Genomic DNA, 21,964 nt, shown 5'->3' with positions numbered 1-21,964 from the left:
CCATGCAGACAACAATCGCAGCGCAGCATGGCTGCAGAATCCGTGCCCGGGGCGCCGCGCGTCACAAGCGCGCGCGCCACAACGTCTGGCTGGCATCACCTCCTTACCAGTTTGCCCTCCTTCTTTAGTCGTTGACCATGGACCCAATCCAGACCATGCGGGTGTTCGTGCGTGTCGTCGAGGCCGGCAGCTTCACGCGCGCGGCCGATTCGCTCGGCATTCCCAAGGGCACCGTCACCAAGCAGATCCAGGCGCTGGAATCGCGCGTGCACGCCAAGCTGCTGAACCGCACCACGCGGCGCGTGACGGTCACGCCCGACGGCGCCGCCTACTTCGAGCGCGCGGCGCGCCTGCTCAACGACTTCGACGAGCTGGAAGCCAGCATGAGCGACGCGCAGTCCTCCCCCAAGGGCAAGCTGCGCGTGGACGTGGGCACCTCGATGGCGCGGCTGGTCATCATCCCGGCGCTGGACAGCTTCTACGCCAGCTACCCCGACATCCAGCTCGACCTGGGCGTGAGCGACCGCCCCGTGGACCTGATCGGCGACAACGTGGACGTGGTGATCCGCGCCGGCACCATCGCCGACCAGTCGCTGGTGGCGCGGCGCATCGGCACCCTGCCCTTCGTCACCGTGGCCTCACGCGGCTACCTGCAGAAGTACGGCACGCCGCTGCATCCGCATGACCTGCAGCGCGGGCGCCACCATGTGCTGAACTTCTTCTCGAGCAACTCGCGCCGCCTGTACCCGCTGGACTTCAGCAAGGACGGCGAGCGCATCGAGATCTCCGAGCCCTACCGCCTGTCGGTCAACGACAGCAACGCCCACACCGAAGCCGCCCTGGGCGGCTTTGGCGTGACGCAGATGGTGAAGTTCATCGCCGAGCCCTACCTGGAAAGCGGCGAGCTGGTGCAGCTGATGCCCGACTGGACGCTGGACGCGCTGCCCGTGCACGTGGTGTACCCGCCCAACCGCCATCTCAGCGCCAAGGTGCGCGCCTTCGTCAACTGGACGGCGGACCTGTTCGCCCAGAAGCAGCACCTGACGCGGGGCTGAGGCCCGCACGCGTTCGGCCTCATACGGTTTTGCATTCAAGCGCAGAGCGAGGCGGGGTGCCGAAGACAGTGCTGACGCACGGCGAGGCACCCCAACGAAGCTATGCGTTTGAAGGCAAAACCGTGTCAGCCTTTCAGCGAGCCGCCCGCATTCACAACCGGCTGCGAGCCGCGGTCGCTGCACAGCACCACCAGCAGGTTGCTCACCATCTGGGCCTTGTGCTCCTCGTTGAGCTGCACCATGCCGCCCTTCTGCAGTTCGGCCAGCGCCATTTCCACCATGCCCACGGCGCCCGCGACGATGCGCGTGCGCGCCGCGATCACGGCATTGGCCTGCTGGCGCTGCAGCATGGCCTGTGCCACCTCGGGCGCGTAGGCCAGGTGGCTGATGCGCGCCTCGCGCACGCGCACGCCCGCATTGCCCAGGCGCTCGGCCAGCTCGGTCTGCAGGTGTTCGCTGATCTCGGCCGCATGGCCGCGCAGCGAGATCACACCCTCCTCGGTGCCGTCGTAGGGGTAGCTGGTGGCCAGGGTGCGCAGCGCGGCCTCGGACTGCACGTGCACGAAGTCCTCGTAGTCGTCCACGTTGTAGACGGCCTCCGAGGCATCCACCACCTCCCACACGATCACGGCCGCGATCTCGATCGGGCTGCCTTCCAGGTCATTGACCTTGAGCACGCCGCTTTCGAAGTTGCGCACGCGCAGGCTGATCTTGCGCTGGCCGAAGAAGGGGTTGTTCCAGCGCAGGCCGGTCTGCTTCACGGTGCCCACGTACTTGCCGAACAGCTCCAGCACCGCGGCCTGGTTGGGCTGCAGCGTGTACAGCCCCTTGACCACGACGAAAAAGAGCACGGCGCCCGCCACGCCGCCGGCCAGGCCCAGCGGCTCGCGGCGCACCAGGAACACATAGAGCCCGGCCAGCACCACCAGGGCGACGATCACCAGCAGGGCAATGCCCGACAAAGAGTTTTTGCTGCGTTCCTGCATGGCAGGCTCCTTTGGAGTTGTGAAAAGTTTGGGCGTGCGGCCCTGAAAAAAAGGCCCCCACGCTCCCCCGCTTCGCGTGGTCCGCTGCCCCCCGAGGGGGGCTTTTCATCTTGGGGCGGCCCGGCGATGAAAAAGGGCCCGGCCGACATGGTAGAACCTCGCCCCATCGCGCCCGGGCTGCTGGGGTTGATCCAGGCCCGTGCGCGCACGCCCTTTTCATTGCCTTGCAAAGAGTCCACGCCATGACGACCCTGCCTGCCACCGAACTGCGCCAGGCCTTCGCGCCCACGGGCGTGCTGCGCGCCTCCATCAACCTGGGCAATCCCATTCTTGCGGGCCGCGACGCCGCGGGCGCGCTGTGTGGCGTGTCGGTGGACCTGGCCCGCGCGCTGGCCGAGCGCCTGGGCCTGCCACTGGAGCTGCTCCCCTTCGAAAAAGCCATGAAGTCGGTCGAAGCCGTGAAGGGCGAGGCCGCCGACGTGGGCTTCTTCGCGGTCGATCCGGCCCGCAGCGAAGGCTTGAGTTTTTCCGCGCCCTATGTGCTGATCGAAGGCAGCTACCTCGTGCGTGCCGATTCGCCCCTGCAGGACAACGCGGCCGTGGACCGCAGCGGCACGCGCATCGCCGTGGGCCTGGGCAGCGCCTACGACCTGTTCCTCACGCGCGAGATCGCGCAGGCGCAGATCGAGCGCATGGCCAACGCCGATGCGGTGCGCGAGGCCCTGGTGGCCGGCCAGGTCGAGGTGGCGGCCGGCATCCGCCAGTTGCTGCAGGAATGGGCCGACGAGGATGCCGGCCTGCGCCTGCTGCCCGGGCGCTTCATGGTGATCCAGCAGGCCATGGGCCTGCCCGCGGGCCGCGGTGAAGCCGCAGCACAGGCGCTCGCCCATTTCGTCGAAGAGATGAAGGCCCAGGGCTTCGTCGCCCAGGCCCTGGCACGCCATGGCATCGCGGGGGCATCGGTGGCGCCAGCGGCGCAGCCCTGATGCGGCGGCGATGAGCACAGACTTGCTGCACACCGCCCCCGTCTCTCACCCGCAGCCCGCCCGGCGCGCGCCCTGGCTGCGCTGGGCGCTGGCCTATGCGCTCGTGGCCGGTGCCAGCCTGTGGCTGCGCCAGGGCTTTGCCACGCATGCGGTGGCGGCGGCCGGCTTCGACGATGCGCTCTTCGTGCGCCTGGCCTATTCGCTGGGTGCGGGCCAGTGGCTCGGGCCTTTTGACCGCGTGACGCTGGCCAAGGGCATGGGCTATCCGCTGTTCATCGCGCTCAGCGCCGCCCTCTCGATCCCGCTGAAGCTGGCCGAGCAGGCGATCTACCTGCTGGTGTGCGCGCTGCTGGCCCATGCGCTGGCACGGCGGCTGCGCCGGCCCGGGGCCGGGTTTGCGCTCTTTGCGGCGCTGGCCTTCAACCCGGTGCTGTGGCATCCGGAGCTGGCCCGCATCATCCGCGAGGGCCTGTACCTCACGCAGTCGCTGGCCGTGCTGGCGCTGGCCGCCGCGCTGCTCGTGCCGCCGCGGCGCCAGCGTCGCGGGGCCCTGCCGCTGCTGGGCGGGGCCGTGCTGGCTTTCTACTGGTGCACGCGCGAGGAAGGCCTGTGGCTCGTGCCCTCGCTGGCGCTGATGGCCACTGCCGTGCTGCTGGCGGGCCTGCGCCGCCAGCGCCGGGCCGCCCGCCGCCATGCCGCGCTGGCACCGCCGCGCCGGCGCCTGTTCCAGGCGCTGCTGCCCTTGCTGGCCGCGGGCCTGGTCGCGGGCCTGGGCGTGGCCGGAGTCAAGGCCGTCAACCAGGCGCGCTACGGCGTGTTCCTGGCCACCGAGTTCCAGGACGCCCGCTTCCAGCGCGCCTATGGGGCGCTGGCGCGCATCCGCCATGACCAGCGCCGGCCCTATGTGGTGTTCCCGGCCGACGCCCGCCAGCGCGCCTACGCCGCCAGCCCCGCAGCGCGCGAGCTGCAGCCGGCCTTCGAGGGCGAGAACAGCGCGCTGTGGCGCCATGTGGGCTGCACGCAGTTGCACATCGCCGCAGCCGACTGCCCTGAGGTGCTGTCGGGCTGGTTCATGTGGGCCTTGCGCGATGCGGTCTGGCTGGCGGGCCACTACGAAAGCGCACCGCGCGCCATGGCTTTCTACGAACGGCTGAGCACGGAAATCAACGCCGCCTGCGACAGCGGCAGGCTCGCCTGCGATGCGCCGCGCCGCGGCCTCGCACCGGCCTTCGACGCCCAGCGCCTGGGCGCCGCCGCGCAGGCCGCGGCCTGGCTCACGCGCGCGCTGGTGCAACTGGGCGATGGCCAGATCGGCGCCCGCCCCAGCCTGGGCCGGCTCGACGACCTCGAATACATCCGCCAGATGGTGGGCCGCCTGACGCTGCCGGCCATCCAGGACGTGGCCGTGGCCCTGCGATGGGAGTCACCCACGGGCGCGCCCGTGCCGCCCCTGCGCATCGAAGGCCCCTCCGCTGCGCAATGGCGGCTGGAGCTGCAGCCCGGCGAGGACCCGCGCACGCAGCAGCTGCGCCTGCTCACCGACTGCAGCGCCAGCGACTGCCGCCTGGCACTGGGCGATGCCATGCTGCCCCTGTCCAATGGTGGCGAACTGCGCAGCGCGCAGGGCCTGCTGCGCATCACCGACGTGCGCCTGCACGCGCGCACGCTGGAAGGCCAGCGCACGCGCGCCCAGCAGGCCGCGGCCCGGCTGCTGGCCAAGGCCTATGCCTGGGCCTGGCCGCCGCTCACGCTGGCCGCGCTGCTGGGCTGGGCACTGGCCCTGCGCCAATGGCTGCTGCGGCCCCATCGGCGCAACGCCCTGCCCTGGATGCTGCTGCTGGCCAGCGCCGCCCTCACCGCCGTGGCCACGCGCATCGCGCTGCTGGCCTGGCTGGACGCCACCTCCATCCCCTCGGCCCACATGCTCTACGCCTCACCGGCCTCGCCGATGGTGCTGCTGTTCACGGTGCTGGGGCTGCTGCTGGGGCAGGCGGCGCTGCGCGGGGCATGGCCGCGCAACTGAACGCGGGTGAGCTACATCAGCCGCGCGACGCGGTAGCCCTGGCGCTCCAGAAGCGCTGGCAACGCCTGCGGCCCCACAAGATGCAGCGCGCCCACGGCGACAAACAGGCGCTGATACTGCCCTCCACTCAACGCGCCGATGCGCTGCGCCATGGCTTCGTTGCGCTCGGCCATCTGTTTGACAAAGATCTTGTGGAGTTCGGGCGACCGGCTTGGATCGGCCTCGGGATCCAGCAGGCTCAGGTCGTGTTCCTGCCAGCCCCGCACGACGCGCGACACCACGCGAGTGCTGTGCCCGCTGGCCAGATCTTCCAAGGCTTCTGAAAGCATGGCCTGTCGCTGCGCTTCCGGAAGCGTGTCATTCATCGTCATCTGCATGGCGAAGCCTTCGAGCTCGACCACCGGGATTCCAGCCGCGCGGGCAAAGCCGAGCAGGAAGTAGTCCACGCCGTAGGCCGTACTCAAGCCCAGCGGCGCAGCGGCCAGGCCTACCAGCGTCATGGCCAGCACCTCTGGCTTGAACCTGCGTGCGAACGCCGGGTCAATCTGGGCAGCACGTAGCATCGGATCGATCCGCTGCGCATCAGCCTCGGCGATGGACAGCGACGGTGCATCGGCTGGCAGCGTCCCATGCTGCCTGAAGGCCGACGCAAGATCGGGCGCGAGCAGATCGACCTCCACCACCAGCACCTCGGCGCGCCGCAACGGCCGCAGCACGCGGGGCGACAGGGGATAGAAGGACGCACTGCCCACATGAATGGTGCCGTACAAGAACACCGTCGATTCGCCGCGCACGGCGCGATAGAGCAGCCCACCCTCCCCCGCTTGCGGGGGTGTTTCCGCAGGCGTCGCCAGCGCCTTCAACCACGGCGCCAGCGCAAGAGCCAGCAGCATTTCGCGCCTGCGGCTCACGGGTGTCAGCATGCGGCGCGCGCTGGTCGAGACCCGTGGCGCGGGCAAGCTTGCGGCGGCGCTCTGCCACGCATGCGAAGACGCATGGCCAAACAAAATCCGGCTCATCTGGAACCCTCCCCTGTTCTGGCGCAAGGCCAGTTCTTTTCGTTGTCAGGCCATCTCCAGGATGGCGTGTGGCAGGAACAGGCTAGTCGAAAAATCGCGGCAGGAAGCGCTGACGTCCGCGCGGGGCCGACATGCATTGGACTTCTGGCAAGAACTTGGCAAATCCGCGAGGGCGGCTTGCGCCTTGTCTCGTATCCTGCGTTGCACAAACCGGCTTGGCAGGGGATGTTGGGATGCCGTCTTCGCGGATACGTCGTTGGGTCGTCTTGGCCCTGTGTGCCATGTGCGCCTGCACTGCAGTGCAGGCCCAGCGCCAGGCTTCGCCGGACGCGCAGATCCTGCAACGCGCCGCCGTGGTGGCCCAGGGTGCGCGAATCTCATTGCTGGCCGACCAGGTCACGGTCGATGCGGCCTTGTTGCCGCTTTTGGAGAAGGCGCTCGACCAGATGGAGGTGCTCACCGGCCGAACGCTGGACATTGCCACCATGGGGCCGCGCGTGCAGGTGGTGGTGTCGGCCCAGACCCGCGTTTCGCATGTCTGGCGCGGCTACGAACATCCGCTCGATCCACGCGCCCTGGTGTTCCTGGCGCCTCGCGTGGCACATGATGCGATGCGAGGTCTGAACGCCACCTACGTGCATGAGCTGGCGCACGTCCTGACCTGGCGCTATCACAGCCACACCTTGCGCGAAGGCCTGGCCGACTACCTGGCGCTGCAGGTGGTTCCAGGCGCCGGTGTCGGCCCAAACCGCGCCGGAGTGCCGCCCCCCGGGCGGGTCACGCCGCAGATCAGCGCCCTGCTTGGCAGCAGCACGCCATCGCCCGCCTGGCTGACTACTGACGCCGAGCTTCGCCGCGAGTACTACTGGGCCAGCCGGCGCTTCGTGCAGCACCTGATCGAACTCAAGGGGCTCGAAACCTTCATGCGTCTGTACGAGAGCCCGCAACCCGAGCAGTTGCTGCCCGAGTTCTACGGCACCGATCAAGCCACGCTGGTGCAGCAGGCCGGACTATGAGGGCGGGTGCACGTTCTAAGAACGAATGGCCTCTGCCCGGCCACGTCCCTCAATCCGCCTGAATCCCAAACTCCTTGATCACCTTGCCGAAGCGCGCGTGGTCGTTGGCCACGGTGCGGCCCAGGGTGGCGCCGTCGGCGATCTCGGGGGTGACGGCCATGGTGCCCAGCTTGGCGACCACGTCGGGCATCTTGATGACTTCACGCATGGTGGCGTCGATCTTTTTCGCCACGTCCTGCGGCAGGCCCCTGGGGCCGAACAGGCCCCACCAGGCCGTGACGTCCACATCCTTGTAGCCCAGCTCCACCAGCGAGGGCACCTCAGGCAGGATGGGCGAGCGGCCCTGGCCCGTGACGGCCAGCGGCACGACCTTCCTGTCGGCCAGGTAGCCCGCTGCCGCGCCAGGCGTGGCGTAGACGGTGGGCAGGTGGCCGCCCAGCAGATCGGCCAGGCCGGGGGCGATGCCCTTGTAGGGCACGTGGGTCATCTTGATGCCGGCGGCCTTGTTGAACATCTCGCCCACGATGTGCATGGGCGAGCCCGAGCCGGAGCTGCCATAGGCCAGTTCCTTGCCGCCCTTGGCCTGGGCCACCAGGCTCTTGACGTCTTTCAGGCCCGACTGCGTGCTGGCCACCAGCAGCAGCGGCGAGGCGCCCACCTGGGTGATGGGCGTGAAGTCCTTGTTCACGTCCATGGGCACGCCACCCTTGAGCACCAGCGGCGCGATGGCGAAGGTGCTGGGCGCGAACAGCAGGGTGTAGCCGTCGGCGGGCGACTTGGAGACATAGCCGGCGCCCAGGGTGCCGGTGGCACCGGGGCGGTTGTCCACCACCACGGCCTGGCCCAGGCGCTGGCCCAGCTTCTCGGCGTAGATGCGGGCCATCGCGTCGGTGTCGCCGCCGGCCGGGTAGGCCACGACGATGGTGACGGTCTTGGCGGGCCAGGCCGCCTGCGCCTGCGCGGCGCCGTGGGCAAGCAGGCCGGCGCCCAGCATCAGGGCAGCCACAGCGGTGGCACGGCGTCGGGTCAGGCGATTCATGGCAACTCCTGGTTCAGCGGGCATGGCGCCCATGGTGGTGGTGAATGAAAAACGGTCACAGCGGGAAAACAGCAGCAGCAGGCCTGTCAGGCCGCGTGGGCCGGCGCGTGTTCGTCGGCGGGCCCGGCCCGCTCGCGCAGCCACAGCAGCGCGCCGCAGGCCATCACGACGACCTGCGTGCCGATGAGCAGGCCGAAGCCGGCCAGGAAGCCGCCGCCCGCGGACTGCGAGGTCCAGCCGATGACGGCGCCCATGATGGCGGGCATGAAGCCGGCCACCAGGCTGCCTGCGCCATTGACCACGCCGTAGGCGCTGGCCACGTGCTCTGGCCGCGCGCAATGCTGCACGGTGCTGGGGAAGGCCGGGCTCATCAGGCCCCAGCAGAAGTTGGCGAGGATCAGGCAGTAGGCGGCCGTGTAGCGGTCCTGCACATGGATGGCCAGCCACACGCCCAGCGCCACGCCCAGGCTGCCGAAGATGAAGATCAGCGGCACCTGCCGGCGCTGGATGCGGTCGATGATCACGCCGCCCACGAAGACGGCCAGCACGCTGGCGTACTGCGGCAGCGAGGCCAGCCAGCCCATCTCGCGCATCGAAAAACCGCGCGATTCCTTGAGGTAGGCCGGCAGCCAGTTGCTGCTGCCCCAGAGGTAGGAAAGAAAGGCCGCCGTCATCACCGTGACCAGCAGCAGGTGCCGCGTGTGCAGCGCGCCGCGCACGATCTGGCCCACCTGCCCCACGGCCTCAGTCATCGAACGGGGCTTGGGCAGGCCGCTGTCCACCCTGGGCATGCGGATGAAGGCCAGCACCAGCGGAATGCCTAAAGCGATGTTGATCAGGCCCAGCACATGGAAGGAGGTTTCCCAGTCATGCCCCACCACGAGGTAGCCGATGAAGGGGTAGCCCACGGCCAGCCCCAGGCCGGTGCCCATGTTGACCAGCGAATTGGGCTTGCCGTTCTCGCGGCTTTCGAAGTGCGCCTTGATGTAGCTGCCGGCCAATGAAAAAAGCGGCCCTTCGGACACGCCCAGCAGGATGCGCGAGGCCAGCAGCAGCCCGTAGCTGCTCATCATGGGCGACAGGAAAGTGACCACGCCCCACAGCACCAGCCCCGCGATGAGGCTGCGGCGCACGCCGAACAACGCGGCCGCAAAAGGCGTGAGCACGAAGGACGAGACGCCGTAGCCCACCATGAAGGCCGTCGCCAGCAGGCCCTGGCGCGTGCGGTCATCGGGCGTGAGGCCGATGTGCGCCAGGAACGCCGGGTCCGTGATCAGGATCGAGATGTTGATCCGATCCACATAGGAGATGGCCACGATCACGAACAGCGTGATCACGCCCATCCAGCGCAGACTGCGCGCGTCCTTCATACCTTCACCTTCCAGACTCGTCCATCACACCGGCGGCCGCACGGCCGCAGGTTCATACGGTTTCGCATTCGAGCGCAGAGCGAGGCGGGGTGCCGCAGACAGTGCTGACGCACGGCAAGGCACCCCAACGAAGCTATGCGCTTGAAGGCGAAGCCGTATTAGAAGAAGTGGCGCATGCCGACTTCGTAGCCGGTGGACTTGCCGCCCGGCACATTGGTGGGCGCTGCCAGGCCCTGCACGCCGATGGCCTTGAGCGCCCCTTCGGCGTTGTTCACGCGCGCGACGGTGGCGTAAAGCTGGGTGCGGCGCGACAGGTTGTGGCCATAGCCCAGCGCGACCTTGTTCCAGTCGGCATTGCTGTTGTTGCCGCGCGTGTCGTAGCGGGCCACCGAGGCGCGGATCTCGCCCGCGCCCACGGGCACCTTCACACCCAGCTGCAGGCCGCGCACTTCCAGGTCGCCGCGCTTGTGGCTGGCCCACAGCAGCATGGGCTGCGCCACGCCGAAGTCGTAGGACAGGCCCACGTTGCGAAAGCGCTGGTCCTGCGCCTGCGTCAGGCCCTGCAGCTTGGCCGCCGAAGCCGAGGCATGGAAGCCGCCCTGGCGCCAGCCGAAGCGCGCGCCGTTGTACTCGCCGGCCACCGTGGGGTCGGTGTTCAGCCTTTCGCTGAAGGCATGCTGCACCTGGCCGTAGAAGCCGCCCAGGTTGGGCGGCAGGAAGTAGCTCACCGCGTTGCTGATCTGGATGGTGGGCGCGCCGTTCATCACAAAAGCGTTGGTGCCGCCCACGCCGTTGGTCAGGAAGGGGTCGAAGATCAGCGTGTTCAAAAAGGTGGCCGAGTCGTCGCGGCCCAGGCGCAGCTCGCCCCAGCGGCCGTTCAGGCTCACGGTGGCGCGGCGGTTGAAGCCGGCATTGACTTCGCCGGTGTCGGGCGAGAAACCAGCCTCGAGCCAGAAGCTCGCGCTCATGCCGCCGCCCAGGTCTTCCACGCCGCGAAAGCCGAAGCGGCTGATGTTGGCGCCGCTGTGCGACAGGCCGGTGCGCGAACCGGTGTCGCTGCGCACATGGCTCACGCCCACGTCCACGGTGCCGAACACGGTGACGGAGGACTGGGCGTGGGCAGCGGCGGCACCCAGGGCCAGCACGGCGGCGGCCGTGGCGGAAGAAGCGAATCGGTTCATGGTGAGGAAATGAGCAAGAAGGGAAAGGGCGCAATGCGGCAGCCTGGCCCGCCGCAGCGGGCGGGGTTCTCAGGCCAGGGCGCAGTGAGGAAAAAAGAGGAGGAAAAAGGGTCTGACGACGTCGCGTTCAGATGTCCAGCACCAGGCGCTTTCCGGTGCAGCGCGAGACGCAGATCATCATGGTCTTGCCCGACTGGCGCTCGATCTTGGTGAGGATGCCGTCCTGGTGGTCCAGCTCGCCGTCGAAGTCCAGCACGGCGGTTTCGCAGGCACCGCACACGCCTTCCTTGCAGCTGTGGTCGGGGTTCAGGCCGGCGTCGATCAGCGCGTCCAGCACCGACTTGCCTGCCGGCACTTCCACCGACTTGCCGCTTTGCTCGCACACCACCTCGAAACCGTGCGAGTCGCTGGCCGACTCCACCACCACGGCGGCGAAGCGTTCGATGTGCGCGTTGGCGTAGCCCAGCTGCTCGCAGTTCTTCTCGAAGGCGTCCAGCATGGGCGTGGGGCCGCAGCAGTAGTAGTGGCTGTCTGCCCCGCGGCCGGCCAGCAGGCTGGCCAGGTCGGGCGGACCGCCGGCCTCATCGTCGAAGTGCCAGGTGATGCTGGCCTTGTCGGCCAGGCCTTCGATGGCCTCGATGAAGGCCGCTTCCTTGCGGGTGCGCGCGCAGTACACCACCTCCACCGGGCGGCCCAGGGCCGCCAGGCGCTGCAGCATGCAGAAGATGGGCGTCACGCCGATGCCGCCCGAGACCAGCACCGACTTGGGCGCGTCCTCGTGCAGCTCGAAGTTGTTGCGCGGCGCCGAGATGTCGATCACCTGCCCCACGCGCAGCTGCTGGTGCACGTAGCGCGAGCCGCCGCGGCTTTTCTTGTCGTTGAGCACGCCCACCACGTAGCGACCGCGGTCGCTGTCGGGATTGCACAGCGAATAGCTGCGCACCAGGCCGTTGGGCAGATGCAGGTCGATGTGCGAGCCGGCCGCAAAGGGCGGGAACGCCACGGCGGCGCTGGCCGGGCGGAACTCGACGCTGACGATGCCATCGGCTTCGTAGCGCATGGTGTGCACCAGGGCCTTGAGCGTGGAAGCGGACATGATGGAAGGAACCTCGTGGGCGAATCAGGGAACGGGCACCGGCCCCGTCAGGCCGGTGCCGGAAGGCGCGGGCGATTCTGCCGCCCGGCCTGCAGGTGTCAGGCGGCTGCGGGTTCCGCCTGCTTGTCGAGCTGGGCCTGGGCCTGGCCGCGCAGGTAGCGGCGCAGGCGCACGATGCCCAGATCGTGCTGGTAGAGGTTCTCGTGCTGGTTGGCATCGGCGGGCATCTGCTCGAGCACCACGCGGTCCTGCTCCAGCACGTGCCAGTGGCGTGCCTCCAGGCGGTTGCGGTACAGGAAGCGCCAGGTGTCGCGCTGCCAGCCGGCTTCCAGCTTGCGCACGCGCCAGAAGAACACGGCCGACAGCTTGGGCGTGATCGGCGTGCACATGCCCACGATGATGAAGTTGCCGCCGGGGCCGCCGGTCTTCGGGTACGGAATCTCCAGGCGCATCCAGTGCGCGCCGGTGTCGCCGAACTCGGTCCAGTCGAAGTTGACGTTGCGCTGGCCTTCCTTCTCGAACACGAAGCCCGTGTCGGTGGGGCGCACCACGAACTTGGCGGTGTTGTCGCCCTCGGCCATCGAATGCGACTGCTTGTGCAGGAAGGTGCCGTGCATGGGGTCCATGACGTTGTCCAGTGCGTAGCGGTAGTCGCACTTCCATTCCGTGTAGCACAGGAAGTTCGAGTACGCATCGTCCTGCGTCAGCTCCTCGGGCAGCACCAGCGGCGGGGGTTCGTCCACCGCCTCGCTGGCGTTGTAGATGAACACGGTGCCGGCCACTTCGCGCACATGGAAGCTGCGGGTGGCCTTCTGGCCTTCGAGCTTGCAGCCCGGGCTGCCGGGCACGCTGGTGACCACGCCGTCGTGGCGCACTTCCACGCCGTGGTACGGGCAGGACAGGCGGTCGCCCAGCGTCACGCCCTGCGACAGCGGCGCGCCGCGGTGCGGGCAGCGGTCTTCCAGCGCGCGCACCTGGCCCTGGGCGTCGCGCCACAGCGCCAGCTTGTAGCCAAAGCGCTGCAGCGACACCGGGCGCTCCTTGATGAAGTGCGAGGGGCACACCGCGTACCAGAGGTCCTGCAGGCCGGTTTCAAGGCGCTGGTCCACCGGGTCGATTCGTGGGTTGCTCATGATGTTTCTCCTTCAGGCGTGCGGTTCAGCGGCTCAGGGCGGCGATCTCGGGGCCGTAGTTCTCTTCGGTCCAGCGCTCGCCGGCACGCGTGGTCATGCCCTGGCGATTGAGGCTTTCGACCAGGCCGGCCAGGTCGTGCACGCCGGAGGCGAAGGTGCGCTCGATGGCGTCGCCCAGCAGGTCTTCGTAGTTGGTGGGCGCGCGGTACTGGGCCTGCTTGGGCTGCAGGTAGCGGTCGGGTTCCTGGCTGGGTGCGGGCAGCTGGCTGCCGACCACCTGGACGAGTTGCATGATTCGTTCTGCCATGGGGATCTCCTGCGGATGCCTGTGGTGTCAATGGGTGCGGGGGCTCTTGTTCATTCCGCCTTGATCTGGCGGTCCTGGATGACGCCGGCCCAGGTGGCCGTCTCGTCCTTGATGTACTTGGCGAAGGCGGCGGGCGCCATCGTGTTCTGGGTCATGCCCTGGGCCGCCAGGCGCTGCTTCACATCGGGCTGCGAAAGGAACTCGGCCGCATCGCGCGCCAGCTGCTGCACCACCACCGCGGGCGTGCCGGCCGGGGCCATCATGCCGTACCACGAGGTGACGTTCACGCCCTTGATGCCCTGCTCCGCCAGGGTGGGGATGTTGGGCGCCACGCTCGTGCGCTGCGCTTCGGTGATGCCCAGCGCCACCAGCTTGCCGGAGGCCAGGTGCGGCAGCGCGGCCGGCAGGTTGGTGAACATCAGCGGCACGGTGCCGCCCAGCACGTCGTTCATGGCCGGGCCCGTGCCCTTGTAGGCCACGTGCAGCAGGTCGGTGCCGGTGTGCTGCTTGAACAGCTCGCCGGCCAGGTGCAGGCCGCTGCCGATGCCCGGCGAGGCATACGAGAGCGTGCCCGGCTTGGCCTTGGCCAGTGCGACCAGCTCCTTGGCGCTCTTGATGCCGCTGGAGGGCGCCGCCACCAGCAAGTTGGGCGCCTTGGCCAGCATGGTCACGGCCTCGAAGTCCTTCTCCACGTTGAACGTGAAGTTGGGCATCAAGGTCGGGTTGATGGTCAGGTTGCCGGCCGGGATCAGCAGCAGCGTGTGGCCGTCGGCCTTGGCACGCTTGACCTTGTCCATGCCGATCTTGGCGGCCGCGCCGGGCACGTTCTCCACCACCGCGGGCTGCCCATAGCGCCTGGAAAGGCCATCGGCCATCACGCGCGCCAGCGTGTCCACTGGCCCGCCCGGCGGGAAGGGCGAGATGATGGTGAACTTGTCATCCGAGAGCTGCTTGAAGGCTTCGGCGTTGACACCCGCGGGCGCCTGCGCCAGCAGCGGCAGGCTGACGATGCCCAGGCTCAGGGCGATAAAGGTCTTGCGCAACATGACTTCGTGCTTCACTTCTTTTCGGTCAGGAACTTGCCGGCGGCTTCGACGCCCCTCTGGCGCCGCGTGTGGCCGTCCAGGCCGCCATCGACGGCCCATTCGGCGAACACCGTCGGGCCGGGCTCGAACTCGCGCGGCTGCCAGTCGCCGGTCAGCTGGTCCTCGTCGGCGTAGTACTCGATCAGGCCGCCGGCCGGGTTCTTGAAGTACCAGAAATAGGCCGAAGACACCGGGTGCCGACCCGGGCCGAGCTGGGTTTCCCAGCCGCAGCGCGAGAAATGCAGGCCGCCGCCGAACACCTCGTGGATGTCGCGCACGGTGAAGGCCACATGGTTGATGCCGCGCTTGCCCGTGGGCAGCTGCAGCAGGAACAGGTCGTGGTGGCCGCCCTCGGGTGCGCAGCGCATGAAGGCGCCGCGGCCCGGGTAACGGTCCGACGAGACGAAGCCGAAGCGGCTGGCGTAGAAGGCTTCCACGGCCTGCACGTCGGCCACGAAGAAGACCACGTGGCCCACCTCGATGGGCGTGGCGCGCTCATAGATGGGCGCCGGCTGGTTCACGCGGGTCTTGCTGGTCCAGGTGTTCATCACGGCCGAGCTGAGGTCGGTCAGTTCCCGCTTGCGCGTGAGCTGCAGCCGCACGGCCAGGCCGTTGGGGTCGGTGCAGCCGATGCGGCGCGCGCCGTCCACCAGGCCGTCGACGAAGCCGGGGTCGTTGCGGATCGCGTCGGCGTAGGCCGTGAGGTCGGCTTCGCTTTCCACGCCCCACACCACTTCGCGCAGCGTCGGGCCTTCCTCGATGCCGGGCGGCAGGCCGGCCTTGTCCATGTGGGCCACCACCACGCGGCAGCCGTTGAGGCATTCGAAGACCAGCTCGTCGGCGCTCTCGTTGGCCAGGGTCAGACCCCAGTCCTGGAAGAAGCGGCGCGACAGCAGCAGGTCGTCGGTGCCGTAGGTGATTTGATCGATGCCGAGAACGCTCATGGGTTTCTCCTTGCCTTGTGCCGGTCTCAGAGCGCGTTGGCCCAAGGGATCGGCTGTTCGTTGGTGCCCCAGTACATGCTCTTTTGCTCCATGTACTGGAAGATGCCTTCGCGGCCCTTCTCGCGGCCCAGGCCCGAGTCGCGCCAGCCGCCAAAGGGCGTGGACACCGAGAACTGCTTGTAGGTGTTGACCCAGACGGTGCCGGCCTGCACGGCGCGGCCCAGCTTCCAGGCCCGCTTGAAGTCGCGGCTCCACACGCCGGCGGCCAGCGCATAGATGGAGTCGTTGGCCTTGGCAATCAACTCCTCTTCGGTGTCGAAAGGCATCGCCACCAGCACCGGGCCGAAGATCTCTTCCTGCGTGATGCGGGCTTCGTTCGTCAGCCCTTCGAGGATGGTGGGCGTGTAGAAGTAGCCCTTGTCATAGCCCTCGCCCTGCGGACGCACGCCGCCGGTGCGGATGCGCCCGCCCTCGGACACGCCCAGGTCCACGTAGCGCTCGATGCCTTCGCGGTGCCTGGCCGTGATCAGCGGGCCCATCTGGGTGCTTTCGCTGGCCGGGTCGCCCACGCGCAGGTTCTTGGCGCCTTCGGCCACGCGGGTCACGAATTCGTCGTAGATGCTGCGCGCCACGAACAGGCGCGAACCGGCGATGCACGATTCACCCGAGCTGCTGAAGATGCCGTAGAGCACGCCGTTGACCGCATGGTCGAGATCAGCGTCTTCCAGCACCATGGTGGGCGACTTGCCGCCCAGTTCCAGCGAGACCGGCATCATCTTGTCGGCCGCGATGTGGGCGATGTGCTTGCCCGTGGTGGTGCCGCCCGTGAAGGACACGCGCTTGACCAGCGGGTGCTTGGTGATGGCGTCGCCGATCACCGAACCCTTGCCCGGCAGCACGCTGATGATGCCCTTGGGCACACCGGCCTCTTCGCACAGGCGGGCCAGCTCCAGCGCCATCAGCGGCGTGACTTCGGCGGGCTTGACGACCACGGCGCAGCCGGCGGCCAGCGCGGGCGCGAGCTTCTGGGCTTCGCTGGCGATGGGCGAGTTCCACGGCGTGATGGCCGCGACCACGCCCATGGGCTCGTGCACGCTCAGGGTCACGTAGGGGCCGCGCGAAGGCGTGATGGCTTCTTCCAGCGTTTCGCAGGCGGCGGCGAAGAACTGGAAGGTGCCGGCCGCGCTGGCCACCAGGGCGCGCGTTTCGCTGATGGGCTTGCCGTTGTCCAGGCGCTGCTTCTGCGCGAGTTCTTCGGCATTGGCGCGGATCAGCTGGGCCACGCGGTACAGCACGGCGGCGCGCTCATGGGGCAGCTTCTGGGCCCAGCCGCTGGTGCGGAAGGCCTTGTCGGCGCCGGCGATGGCCTCTTCCACGTCGGCCAGGCTGGCGGCCCGCAGGCGCGCGATCACCTCGCCCGTGGCGGGGTACAGGCTTTCATACACATCGCCGCCGCCCAGGCGCCATTGCCCGGCCACGTTGATGGGGAGCAGTTCGAGATTCGACATCGTGAGCTCTCTTCTTCGTTCGGTCAGATGACCAGGGGGGCGACGCGGCCGCGCAGCGCACGCACCGCGCTGTAGACGGTCAGCGCCGAGGTCTTGGGGTTGGCGGCCAGCGCCTGGTTGCGCATGGTCAGCTCGAAGCGGCCGAAGGCACCTTCGGCTTCCACCTGGTGCACGTTCTCGCTCACGCCGGGGTCGGCGATCAGGCGCACGCTGGTGTGGTCCAGGCCCAGCCCGGCCAGCGACACGGTGGCCGCCACGTTGGCGTTCTTGGGGAACAGGCGCGCGGCTTCGCGGGCGCTGCCCTCGAAGATCACGGTCTCGGCCGTCAGCGCCGCCAGGTCGCGCCCTTCCTCGGCCGGCGTGCCGGTCCAGGCGTGGGGCGGCTTGCGGCCGGTGTAGCGCACGCTTTGGAGCCCGCCCACGCGGGCCGCGGCCAGTGCGTCGATGGCGCCGATGGCACCGGCGATCAGCTGGGCCTGCGTGCCGCCCTTGCGGGCCGCAGCTTCCAGCTGCTCGGGCAGGCCGGGCGCCGACAGCGCACCCACCGAGGCCACGATGGCCGGCAGGCCGCGCTCCAGCGCCGGCAGCACATGCTGCTCGATGGCGGCGTGGCCTGCGGCCTCCACCACCAGCTCGATGCCGGCGGCCGGCACGGCTTCCACCACCTGCGCCTTGGGCGCCAGGCGCGCGGCGGTCTCCCGTGCCGCGTCGGCCGCAAAGGCCGGCACCACGATGGCGGCAATCTCGATGCCGGCGTCGTCCTTCACCAGTTCCAGCAGCGAGGTGCCGATGGCACCGCAGCCGATCAATGCGATCTTCATGGCGCTGACGTCCTCAGGCGTTCTTGGGGGTGGCGGGAACCTGGTCCATCTTGTTCACCGGCGGGCCGGCGAACTGGGCCTTGAAGCCGCCGATGGCCTGCATGTCGATCTCCAGCAGGAAGGGGCCCTTCTTCGCCAGCGCCGCATCCAGCACGCCCGGCAGGGCCTTGAGGTCCTGCACGCGGGCGTGCGGCAGCTTGATCGATGCGCACAGCTGCTCGTAGTCGGGCGTGTGCAGGTCCACGTAGCAGCGGCGGCCACCGTAGGAGGCGTCCTGGATGTTGCGGATCACGCCATAGCGCTGGTCGTTCATCAGCACGATCACGGCGTCGCATTCTTCCTGCACCAGCGTGGCGAGTTCGCCCAGGTTCAGGATGAAGCCCCCGTCGCCGGCCAGGCCGATGGTCTTGCGGCCCGAACCCGTTTCGGCCGCGCCGATGGCCGCGCCGATGGCCATGGGCATGCCCATGCCGATGCCGCCGCCCGTGGCGTGCACGCCGGCATTGGCTTCGAAGAAGCGCAGCTCGCGGTTGCCCCAGATGCTGTTGGACAGCGTGACGTCGCGCACCCAGTTGAACTGGCGGCCTGCGGCCTTCTGCAGCGCCTGCACCAGCTCGGTGTAGGGCCCCAGGCCGTCATGCAGCGTGGCGGTCACTTCGTCGTGCGTCTTGCGCAGGTCGGCCAGCAGTTCCGCATCGGCCTTGTAGCCGCGCTTTTCCAGGCGCTCGGCCAGGCCGGTCAGCACCAGGGCCGAATCGCCGCACACGAAGCCGTCGTCGGCGTAGCAGCGGCCCGACTGGGCGGCGTCCACGTCCACGCGGTACAGCGGGCGCGGCAGCTTCAGTTCGTACTTCAGCGTTTCATTGCTGCGCAGGCGCGTGCCCACGGCCAGCATGGCGTCGCAGCGCTGGTAGAAGGCTTCCACCGGCTTCTGGATGTTGTAGGCGCCCAGCGAGGCAGGGTCGTCCTCGGCCACGATGCCGCGGCCCTGCACGGTGCTGACGATGCCGAAGCCCAGCGCCTTCAGGCGTGCCACGGCCGCGCCCGCATGGCGTGCGCCACCGCCCAGCCACAGCAGCGGGCGGCGGGCCTTGGCGATGTTGTCGGCCAGTGCGTCCAGCGCGGCCTCGGTGGGTGCCGCCACGGTGACGGGCAGCGGCGACAGGTCGGCCGGCATGTCGATCACCGACTGCTGGATGTCGATCGGGATCTCGACGCTGACCGGGCCCGTGGGCGCCGTCAGCGCGCACTGCACGGCGGCCTTGAGCGTGGACAGGCAGGTCTCGGCCGTGCGCACGCGGAAGGCCGCCTTCGACACGGCCAGCAGCATGTTGAGCTGGTCCGGTGCCTCGTGGATGTAGGCCAGGTTCTGGTCGAGGTACTGGGTCTCGATCTGGCCCGTGATGTGCAGCAGCGGCGTCCCGGCATTGCGCGCTTCCACCAGGCTGCCCGCGATGTTGCCTGCGGCCGGGCCCGTGCTGGTGATGGCCACGCCCAGGCTGGAGGTGGAGCGGGCATAGGCATCGGCCATGTTGCCGGCACCGGCCTCGCCGCGCGCCATGACGAAGCGCGTCTTGCCGCGCTGCGCGAAGGCGTCCAGGATCGGCATGTTGTGGATCGAGATCACGCCGAAGGCGGCCTTCACGTCGCACTGTTCGAGGAAGGCGGCGACAACGGCGCCGACGGTCACTTGCTGCTTGGAGGTCATGGGGTTCCTGAGGAGTTCTGGTGTTCGGTCAGAGGCGTCAGATGCCTCTGGAATGGCCGCCCGAGATGTCGATGTGGCTGCCGCTGGTGTAGGAGGCGAAGGGCGAGACGAGGAAGGTGAGCGCGCGGGCCGCTTCCACGGGCAGGCCCAGGCGGCCCAGCGGGATGTGCTTCTTCACGGCCAGGTCGGCGCTCCATGCAGCCCAGTCCTGCGACTTGTCTTCGCGCGCATCGAAGCGGCGGCGCCACTGGCCCGACTCGACCAGGCCGATCAGGATGCCGTTGACGCGCACGCCCTGCGGCGCGAACTCGGTGGCCAGCGAGCGCACCAGGTTCAGGATGCCGGCCCGCGCGGCCGAGGTGGCGACCATGTGCGGCTCGGGCTGGCGGGCCAGCAGCGAGTTGGCGCAGGCAATGGCCGCATCGCCCAGGCGCTGGCGCTCGGCCACCAGTTGCGGCAAAAAGGCGCGCGTGGGATGGATGATGGAGAAGAACTTGAGTTGCAGCTCGTCCATCCAGGCCTGGTCGGTGGTGTCGGCGAAGGTGGAGACGCGACCCTGGCCCGCGTTGTTGACCAGCATGGAGGCCGGGCCCAGCGCGGCCTGCGAGGCGGCGGCGAATGCCTTCACCGATTCCGCATTCAGCACGTCGCAGCTTTGCGCGAACAGCTTCGCCTGCGGGAACTGCGCGCGCAACTGGCTCACGGCGCCATCCAGGCGCTCGGCATTGCGGCCGCACAGGGCCACGGCGGCGCCGGCCGACAGCAGCACCTGCACGGTGGCCAGGCCGATGCCCGAGGAGCCGCCCGTCACGACGGCGGTGCGGCCAGCCAGTGCGTCGGGGGCGAGGAATTGCAAAGCTTCCATTTTTTGGTTCTGCGTTCTGTGTTTGGCGCGCAGCTCAGCGGCGCAGCGGGACCACGTTGCGCCCGCTGGCGCTGGGCGCATGGTTCAACAGGCCCGACAGCTCATCGGCCGCGGCGCGCACGCGCAGCACCAGGGCTTCGACCTGGCCGTCCTCCACATGGGCCGAGGTGACCGTGACGCCCAGCGCCGCGACCACGCCGCCGCTGTGGTCGCGCACGGGCGCGGCCACGCTGGAGATGTTGGTCTCGAAGAAGCCCTCGCCCAGCACGTAGCCGCGCTGGCGGTCGGCCTGCACCATGTCGAAGAGCTGGTTCACGGTGGTGGGCGTGCTGGCCGAGAAGGACTCCAGATGGTCTTCGGGGTAGAGCGCGCGCAGCTGCGGCAGGCTCAGGTCTTCCAGCAGGATGCGGCCCAGCACCGTGGCGTGGGCCGGCAGCCGCGTGCCCACATTCACCGCGCTGGCAAAGGGCGAAGGCGGCGCCACCTTGGCCACGTAGACGATGGAGCGGCCGTCGCGCACGACCAGGTTGCAGGGCAGGCGCAGCTCGTCCGACAGGCGCTGCAGCAGCGGCAGGCCCAGTTCGTTGAGCGGCAGCGAGGCCAGGTATTCGAAGCCCAGGCGCAGCACGGCCAGGCCCAGGCGGTATTCACGGCCGCCTTCGTCGCGCTCGATGAAGCCCATGGTCTCGAGCGTGCTGAGCAGCCGGAACACCGTGGAGCGCGGCAGCTTGAAGCGGCGCGCAAGCTCGGGTGCCGTGAGGGTGCGGTTCTCGCGGCTGAACTCGCACAGCACGCGCAGGCCGCGCTCGAGCGCCGGCACGTTGTAGCGGTCGGCGCCCTCTTCGCTGGCTTCCACCGCCTCGGCGGCTGGGTTCATGTCCTGCATGTGTGTGTTCCCTTCATGGCTTGTTGTCGTGCCTGGCTCAGACGCTCGCGCGCTTGAGTACTTCGGTCAGCAGCGCCGCCACGGCCGCCGGCTGTTCCACATAAGAGGCATGGCCCGCATGGGCGATGGGCACGAGCGGCACGCCGCGCTGCTGCGCCACCTGGACGCAGGCGGCCGGGGGGGTCACCACGTCCAGCTCGCCACAGGCCACCATCAGCGGCAGGCCGGGCGGCAGCGCGGCCACGTCGGCCAGCAGGCGGCCGCCGCACAGCAGTTCAATGGCCTGGCGATAGCCGCCCTCATGCAGGCGTGCCATGTTCCAGCGCACCCAGGCCCGCGCCACGGGCGAGGCATGCTCAGACACCAGCCGGCCCGAGCGCCTGGCCGCCATGCCGGCGATGCCCAGTTCGGCCAGCGAACCCATGCGCTCGGCATGCACGCGCGCGCGCTCGGCTTCGCGGCCTTCGGCGCCATAGCCCTGGGCCGGGCTGATCAGCACCAGCGCGGCGATACGTTCATCGCTGCGCGCAGCCGGCGCAGCCATCAGCGCGCCCAGCGAATGGCCCACCAGCACGCAGCGCGTGATCTGCAGGGCGTCGAGCAGCGCGTGCACACGCTGCGCGTAGTCGGCGCCCGTGGGCTGGGCCTGCGGCAGCGGCGTCGATTCGCCATAGCCCGGCGCATCCCAGGCGATCAGCCGCGTGCGCGGCGCCAGCAGCTGCGCGCTTTCCAGCCACGAGGCCGAGCCCGAGCCGATGCCATGCAGGCAGACCAGCGGCAGCGTGTCGGCAGCAGCGTTGCCGCATTCACGCACCGAGACCCACACGCCCTCGCCCACCGCCACCCGGCGCGCGGGGAACAGCGCATCCAGCCGCGCGATCTCGGCGGCAGGCAGTTCAGGCAAGGTCGAATCCGTCACGGTGGTGCTCACGCGCG

Annotated in this window: 20 protein-coding genes; 4 read left to right on the top strand and 16 right to left on the bottom strand. The window is 69.1% G+C overall.

The window, feature by feature from the left end:
* Nucleotides 1–137 precede the first annotated feature (137 nt).
* Complete coding sequence (locus PGB34_RS13345; protein ID WP_271428587.1) at nt 138–1,055, top strand: LysR family transcriptional regulator; 918 nt, start codon at nt 138–140, stop codon at nt 1,053–1,055.
* A 125-nt stretch (nt 1,056–1,180) separates the two neighbouring features.
* Here PGB34_RS13345 and PGB34_RS13340 read toward each other — a convergent pair whose 3' ends face one another.
* On the bottom strand, nt 1,181–2,041 hold the full coding sequence (locus PGB34_RS13340; protein ID WP_271428586.1) for an SPFH domain-containing protein: 861 nt from the start codon (nt 2,039–2,041) through the stop codon (nt 1,181–1,183).
* Nucleotides 2,042–2,283: 242 nt separating this feature from the next.
* On the opposite strand from PGB34_RS13340, the gene PGB34_RS13335 reads away from it, so the two are divergent.
* Together PGB34_RS13335 and PGB34_RS13330 are read left to right on the top strand one after the other, a co-directional pair.
* Entirely contained in the window at nt 2,284–3,027 is a 744-nt protein-coding gene (locus PGB34_RS13335; protein WP_271428585.1) for a transporter substrate-binding domain-containing protein, read from the top strand.
* A 10-nt stretch (nt 3,028–3,037) separates the two neighbouring features.
* A complete protein-coding gene (locus tag PGB34_RS13330) occupies nt 3,038–5,050 on the top strand; it encodes a hypothetical protein (protein WP_271428584.1) in 2,013 nt (670 codons plus the stop codon).
* A gap of 11 nt (nt 5,051–5,061) precedes the next feature.
* Here PGB34_RS13330 and PGB34_RS13325 read toward each other — a convergent pair whose 3' ends face one another.
* Nucleotides 5,062–6,069: a TraB/GumN family protein gene (locus PGB34_RS13325; protein ID WP_271428583.1), complete on the bottom strand. Its 1,008-nt coding sequence runs from the start codon at nt 6,067–6,069 to the stop codon at nt 5,062–5,064.
* A 281-nt stretch (nt 6,070–6,350) separates the two neighbouring features.
* Here PGB34_RS13325 and PGB34_RS13320 point away from each other — a divergent pair, with 281 nt between their 5' ends.
* On the top strand, nt 6,351–7,085 hold the full coding sequence (locus PGB34_RS13320) for a hypothetical protein (protein ID WP_271428582.1): 735 nt from the start codon (nt 6,351–6,353) through the stop codon (nt 7,083–7,085).
* A 49-nt stretch (nt 7,086–7,134) separates the two neighbouring features.
* On the opposite strand, the gene PGB34_RS13315 is transcribed toward PGB34_RS13320, so the two are convergent.
* From PGB34_RS13315 to PGB34_RS13250, 14 genes are all read right to left on the bottom strand, one after another.
* On the bottom strand, nt 7,135–8,124 hold the full coding sequence (locus PGB34_RS13315) for a Bug family tripartite tricarboxylate transporter substrate binding protein (RefSeq protein ID WP_271428581.1): 990 nt from the start codon (nt 8,122–8,124) through the stop codon (nt 7,135–7,137).
* 86 nt (nt 8,125–8,210) lie between these two features.
* Nucleotides 8,211–9,494, bottom strand: a complete 1,284-nt coding sequence (locus PGB34_RS13310; RefSeq protein WP_271428580.1) for an MFS transporter — start codon at nt 9,492–9,494, stop codon at nt 8,211–8,213.
* Between the two features lie 158 nt (nt 9,495–9,652).
* Nucleotides 9,653–10,675, bottom strand: a complete 1,023-nt coding sequence (locus PGB34_RS13305; RefSeq protein WP_271428579.1) for a porin — start codon at nt 10,673–10,675, stop codon at nt 9,653–9,655.
* Nucleotides 10,676–10,802: 127 nt separating this feature from the next.
* On the bottom strand, nt 10,803–11,771 hold the full coding sequence (locus PGB34_RS13300; RefSeq protein ID WP_271428578.1) for a PDR/VanB family oxidoreductase: 969 nt from the start codon (nt 11,769–11,771) through the stop codon (nt 10,803–10,805).
* A gap of 98 nt (nt 11,772–11,869) precedes the next feature.
* Nucleotides 11,870–12,904, bottom strand: coding sequence for an aromatic ring-hydroxylating oxygenase subunit alpha (locus tag PGB34_RS13295; RefSeq protein ID WP_271428577.1), 1,035 nt, complete (start codon nt 12,902–12,904; stop codon nt 11,870–11,872).
* A 25-nt stretch (nt 12,905–12,929) separates the two neighbouring features.
* Nucleotides 12,930–13,211: a recombinase-like helix-turn-helix domain-containing protein gene (locus PGB34_RS13290; RefSeq protein ID WP_408647886.1), complete on the bottom strand. Its 282-nt coding sequence runs from the start codon at nt 13,209–13,211 to the stop codon at nt 12,930–12,932.
* Between the two features lie 50 nt (nt 13,212–13,261).
* Complete coding sequence (locus tag PGB34_RS13285) at nt 13,262–14,257, bottom strand: Bug family tripartite tricarboxylate transporter substrate binding protein (RefSeq protein ID WP_271428576.1); 996 nt, start codon at nt 14,255–14,257, stop codon at nt 13,262–13,264.
* 11 nt (nt 14,258–14,268) lie between these two features.
* Nucleotides 14,269–15,240 carry a VOC family protein gene (locus PGB34_RS13280; RefSeq protein WP_271428575.1) on the bottom strand — a complete coding sequence of 324 codons (972 nt, stop codon included), beginning with the start codon at nt 15,238–15,240 and terminating at the stop codon, nt 14,269–14,271.
* A 26-nt stretch (nt 15,241–15,266) separates the two neighbouring features.
* Complete coding sequence (locus tag PGB34_RS13275; RefSeq protein ID WP_271428574.1) at nt 15,267–16,748, bottom strand: aldehyde dehydrogenase; 1,482 nt, start codon at nt 16,746–16,748, stop codon at nt 15,267–15,269.
* A gap of 23 nt (nt 16,749–16,771) precedes the next feature.
* The gene (locus tag PGB34_RS13270) at nt 16,772–17,569 is read right to left on the bottom strand and encodes an aspartate dehydrogenase (protein WP_271428573.1); all 798 of its coding nucleotides are present in this window, start codon (nt 17,567–17,569) and stop codon (nt 16,772–16,774) included.
* Between the two features lie 13 nt (nt 17,570–17,582).
* Nucleotides 17,583–19,277, bottom strand: coding sequence for a thiamine pyrophosphate-binding protein (locus PGB34_RS13265; protein WP_271428572.1), 1,695 nt, complete (start codon nt 19,275–19,277; stop codon nt 17,583–17,585).
* Between the two features lie 37 nt (nt 19,278–19,314).
* Nucleotides 19,315–20,142: an SDR family oxidoreductase gene (locus PGB34_RS13260; protein ID WP_271428571.1), complete on the bottom strand. Its 828-nt coding sequence runs from the start codon at nt 20,140–20,142 to the stop codon at nt 19,315–19,317.
* A 34-nt stretch (nt 20,143–20,176) separates the two neighbouring features.
* Nucleotides 20,177–21,028: an IclR family transcriptional regulator gene (locus PGB34_RS13255; protein ID WP_271428570.1), complete on the bottom strand. Its 852-nt coding sequence runs from the start codon at nt 21,026–21,028 to the stop codon at nt 20,177–20,179.
* Between the two features lie 37 nt (nt 21,029–21,065).
* Nucleotides 21,066–21,959, bottom strand: a complete 894-nt coding sequence (locus PGB34_RS13250; protein ID WP_271428569.1) for an alpha/beta fold hydrolase — start codon at nt 21,957–21,959, stop codon at nt 21,066–21,068.
* Nucleotides 21,960–21,964: the final 5 nt, after the last annotated feature.

Source organism: Xenophilus arseniciresistens (genome assembly GCF_028023875.1).
Taxonomy (GTDB): Bacteria; Pseudomonadota; Gammaproteobacteria; order Burkholderiales; family Burkholderiaceae_C; genus Xenophilus; species Xenophilus arseniciresistens.
The sequence above is the reverse complement of the archived record's forward strand: the minus strand, read 5'-3'. Positions and strand labels throughout refer to the sequence as shown.

What these genes read in the sequence shown, in the direction of transcription:
- PGB34_RS13345 (WP_271428587.1), top strand. Translation starts at nt 138, where the DNA reads ATGGACCCAATCCAGACCATGCGGGTGTTCGTGCGTGTCGTCGAGGCC.
- PGB34_RS13340 (WP_271428586.1), bottom strand. Translation starts at nt 2,041, where the DNA reads ATGCAGGAACGCAGCAAAAACTCTTTGTCGGGCATTGCCCTGCTGGTG.
- PGB34_RS13335 (WP_271428585.1), top strand. Translation starts at nt 2,284, where the DNA reads ATGACGACCCTGCCTGCCACCGAACTGCGCCAGGCCTTCGCGCCCACG.
- PGB34_RS13330 (WP_271428584.1), top strand. Translation starts at nt 3,038, where the DNA reads ATGAGCACAGACTTGCTGCACACCGCCCCCGTCTCTCACCCGCAGCCC.
- PGB34_RS13325 (WP_271428583.1), bottom strand. Translation starts at nt 6,069, where the DNA reads ATGAGCCGGATTTTGTTTGGCCATGCGTCTTCGCATGCGTGGCAGAGC.
- PGB34_RS13320 (WP_271428582.1), top strand. Translation starts at nt 6,351, where the DNA reads ATGTGCGCCTGCACTGCAGTGCAGGCCCAGCGCCAGGCTTCGCCGGAC.
- PGB34_RS13315 (WP_271428581.1), bottom strand. Translation starts at nt 8,124, where the DNA reads ATGAATCGCCTGACCCGACGCCGTGCCACCGCTGTGGCTGCCCTGATG.
- PGB34_RS13310 (WP_271428580.1), bottom strand. Translation starts at nt 9,494, where the DNA reads ATGAAGGACGCGCGCAGTCTGCGCTGGATGGGCGTGATCACGCTGTTC.
- PGB34_RS13305 (WP_271428579.1), bottom strand. Translation starts at nt 10,675, where the DNA reads ATGAACCGATTCGCTTCTTCCGCCACGGCCGCCGCCGTGCTGGCCCTG.
- PGB34_RS13300 (WP_271428578.1), bottom strand. Translation starts at nt 11,771, where the DNA reads ATGTCCGCTTCCACGCTCAAGGCCCTGGTGCACACCATGCGCTACGAA.
- PGB34_RS13295 (WP_271428577.1), bottom strand. Translation starts at nt 12,904, where the DNA reads ATGAGCAACCCACGAATCGACCCGGTGGACCAGCGCCTTGAAACCGGC.
- PGB34_RS13290 (WP_408647886.1), bottom strand. Translation starts at nt 13,211, where the DNA reads ATGGCAGAACGAATCATGCAACTCGTCCAGGTGGTCGGCAGCCAGCTG.
- PGB34_RS13285 (WP_271428576.1), bottom strand. Translation starts at nt 14,257, where the DNA reads ATGTTGCGCAAGACCTTTATCGCCCTGAGCCTGGGCATCGTCAGCCTG.
- PGB34_RS13280 (WP_271428575.1), bottom strand. Translation starts at nt 15,240, where the DNA reads ATGAGCGTTCTCGGCATCGATCAAATCACCTACGGCACCGACGACCTG.
- PGB34_RS13275 (WP_271428574.1), bottom strand. Translation starts at nt 16,748, where the DNA reads ATGTCGAATCTCGAACTGCTCCCCATCAACGTGGCCGGGCAATGGCGC.
- PGB34_RS13270 (WP_271428573.1), bottom strand. Translation starts at nt 17,569, where the DNA reads ATGAAGATCGCATTGATCGGCTGCGGTGCCATCGGCACCTCGCTGCTG.
- PGB34_RS13265 (WP_271428572.1), bottom strand. Translation starts at nt 19,277, where the DNA reads ATGACCTCCAAGCAGCAAGTGACCGTCGGCGCCGTTGTCGCCGCCTTC.
- PGB34_RS13260 (WP_271428571.1), bottom strand. Translation starts at nt 20,142, where the DNA reads ATGGAAGCTTTGCAATTCCTCGCCCCCGACGCACTGGCTGGCCGCACC.
- PGB34_RS13255 (WP_271428570.1), bottom strand. Translation starts at nt 21,028, where the DNA reads ATGCAGGACATGAACCCAGCCGCCGAGGCGGTGGAAGCCAGCGAAGAG.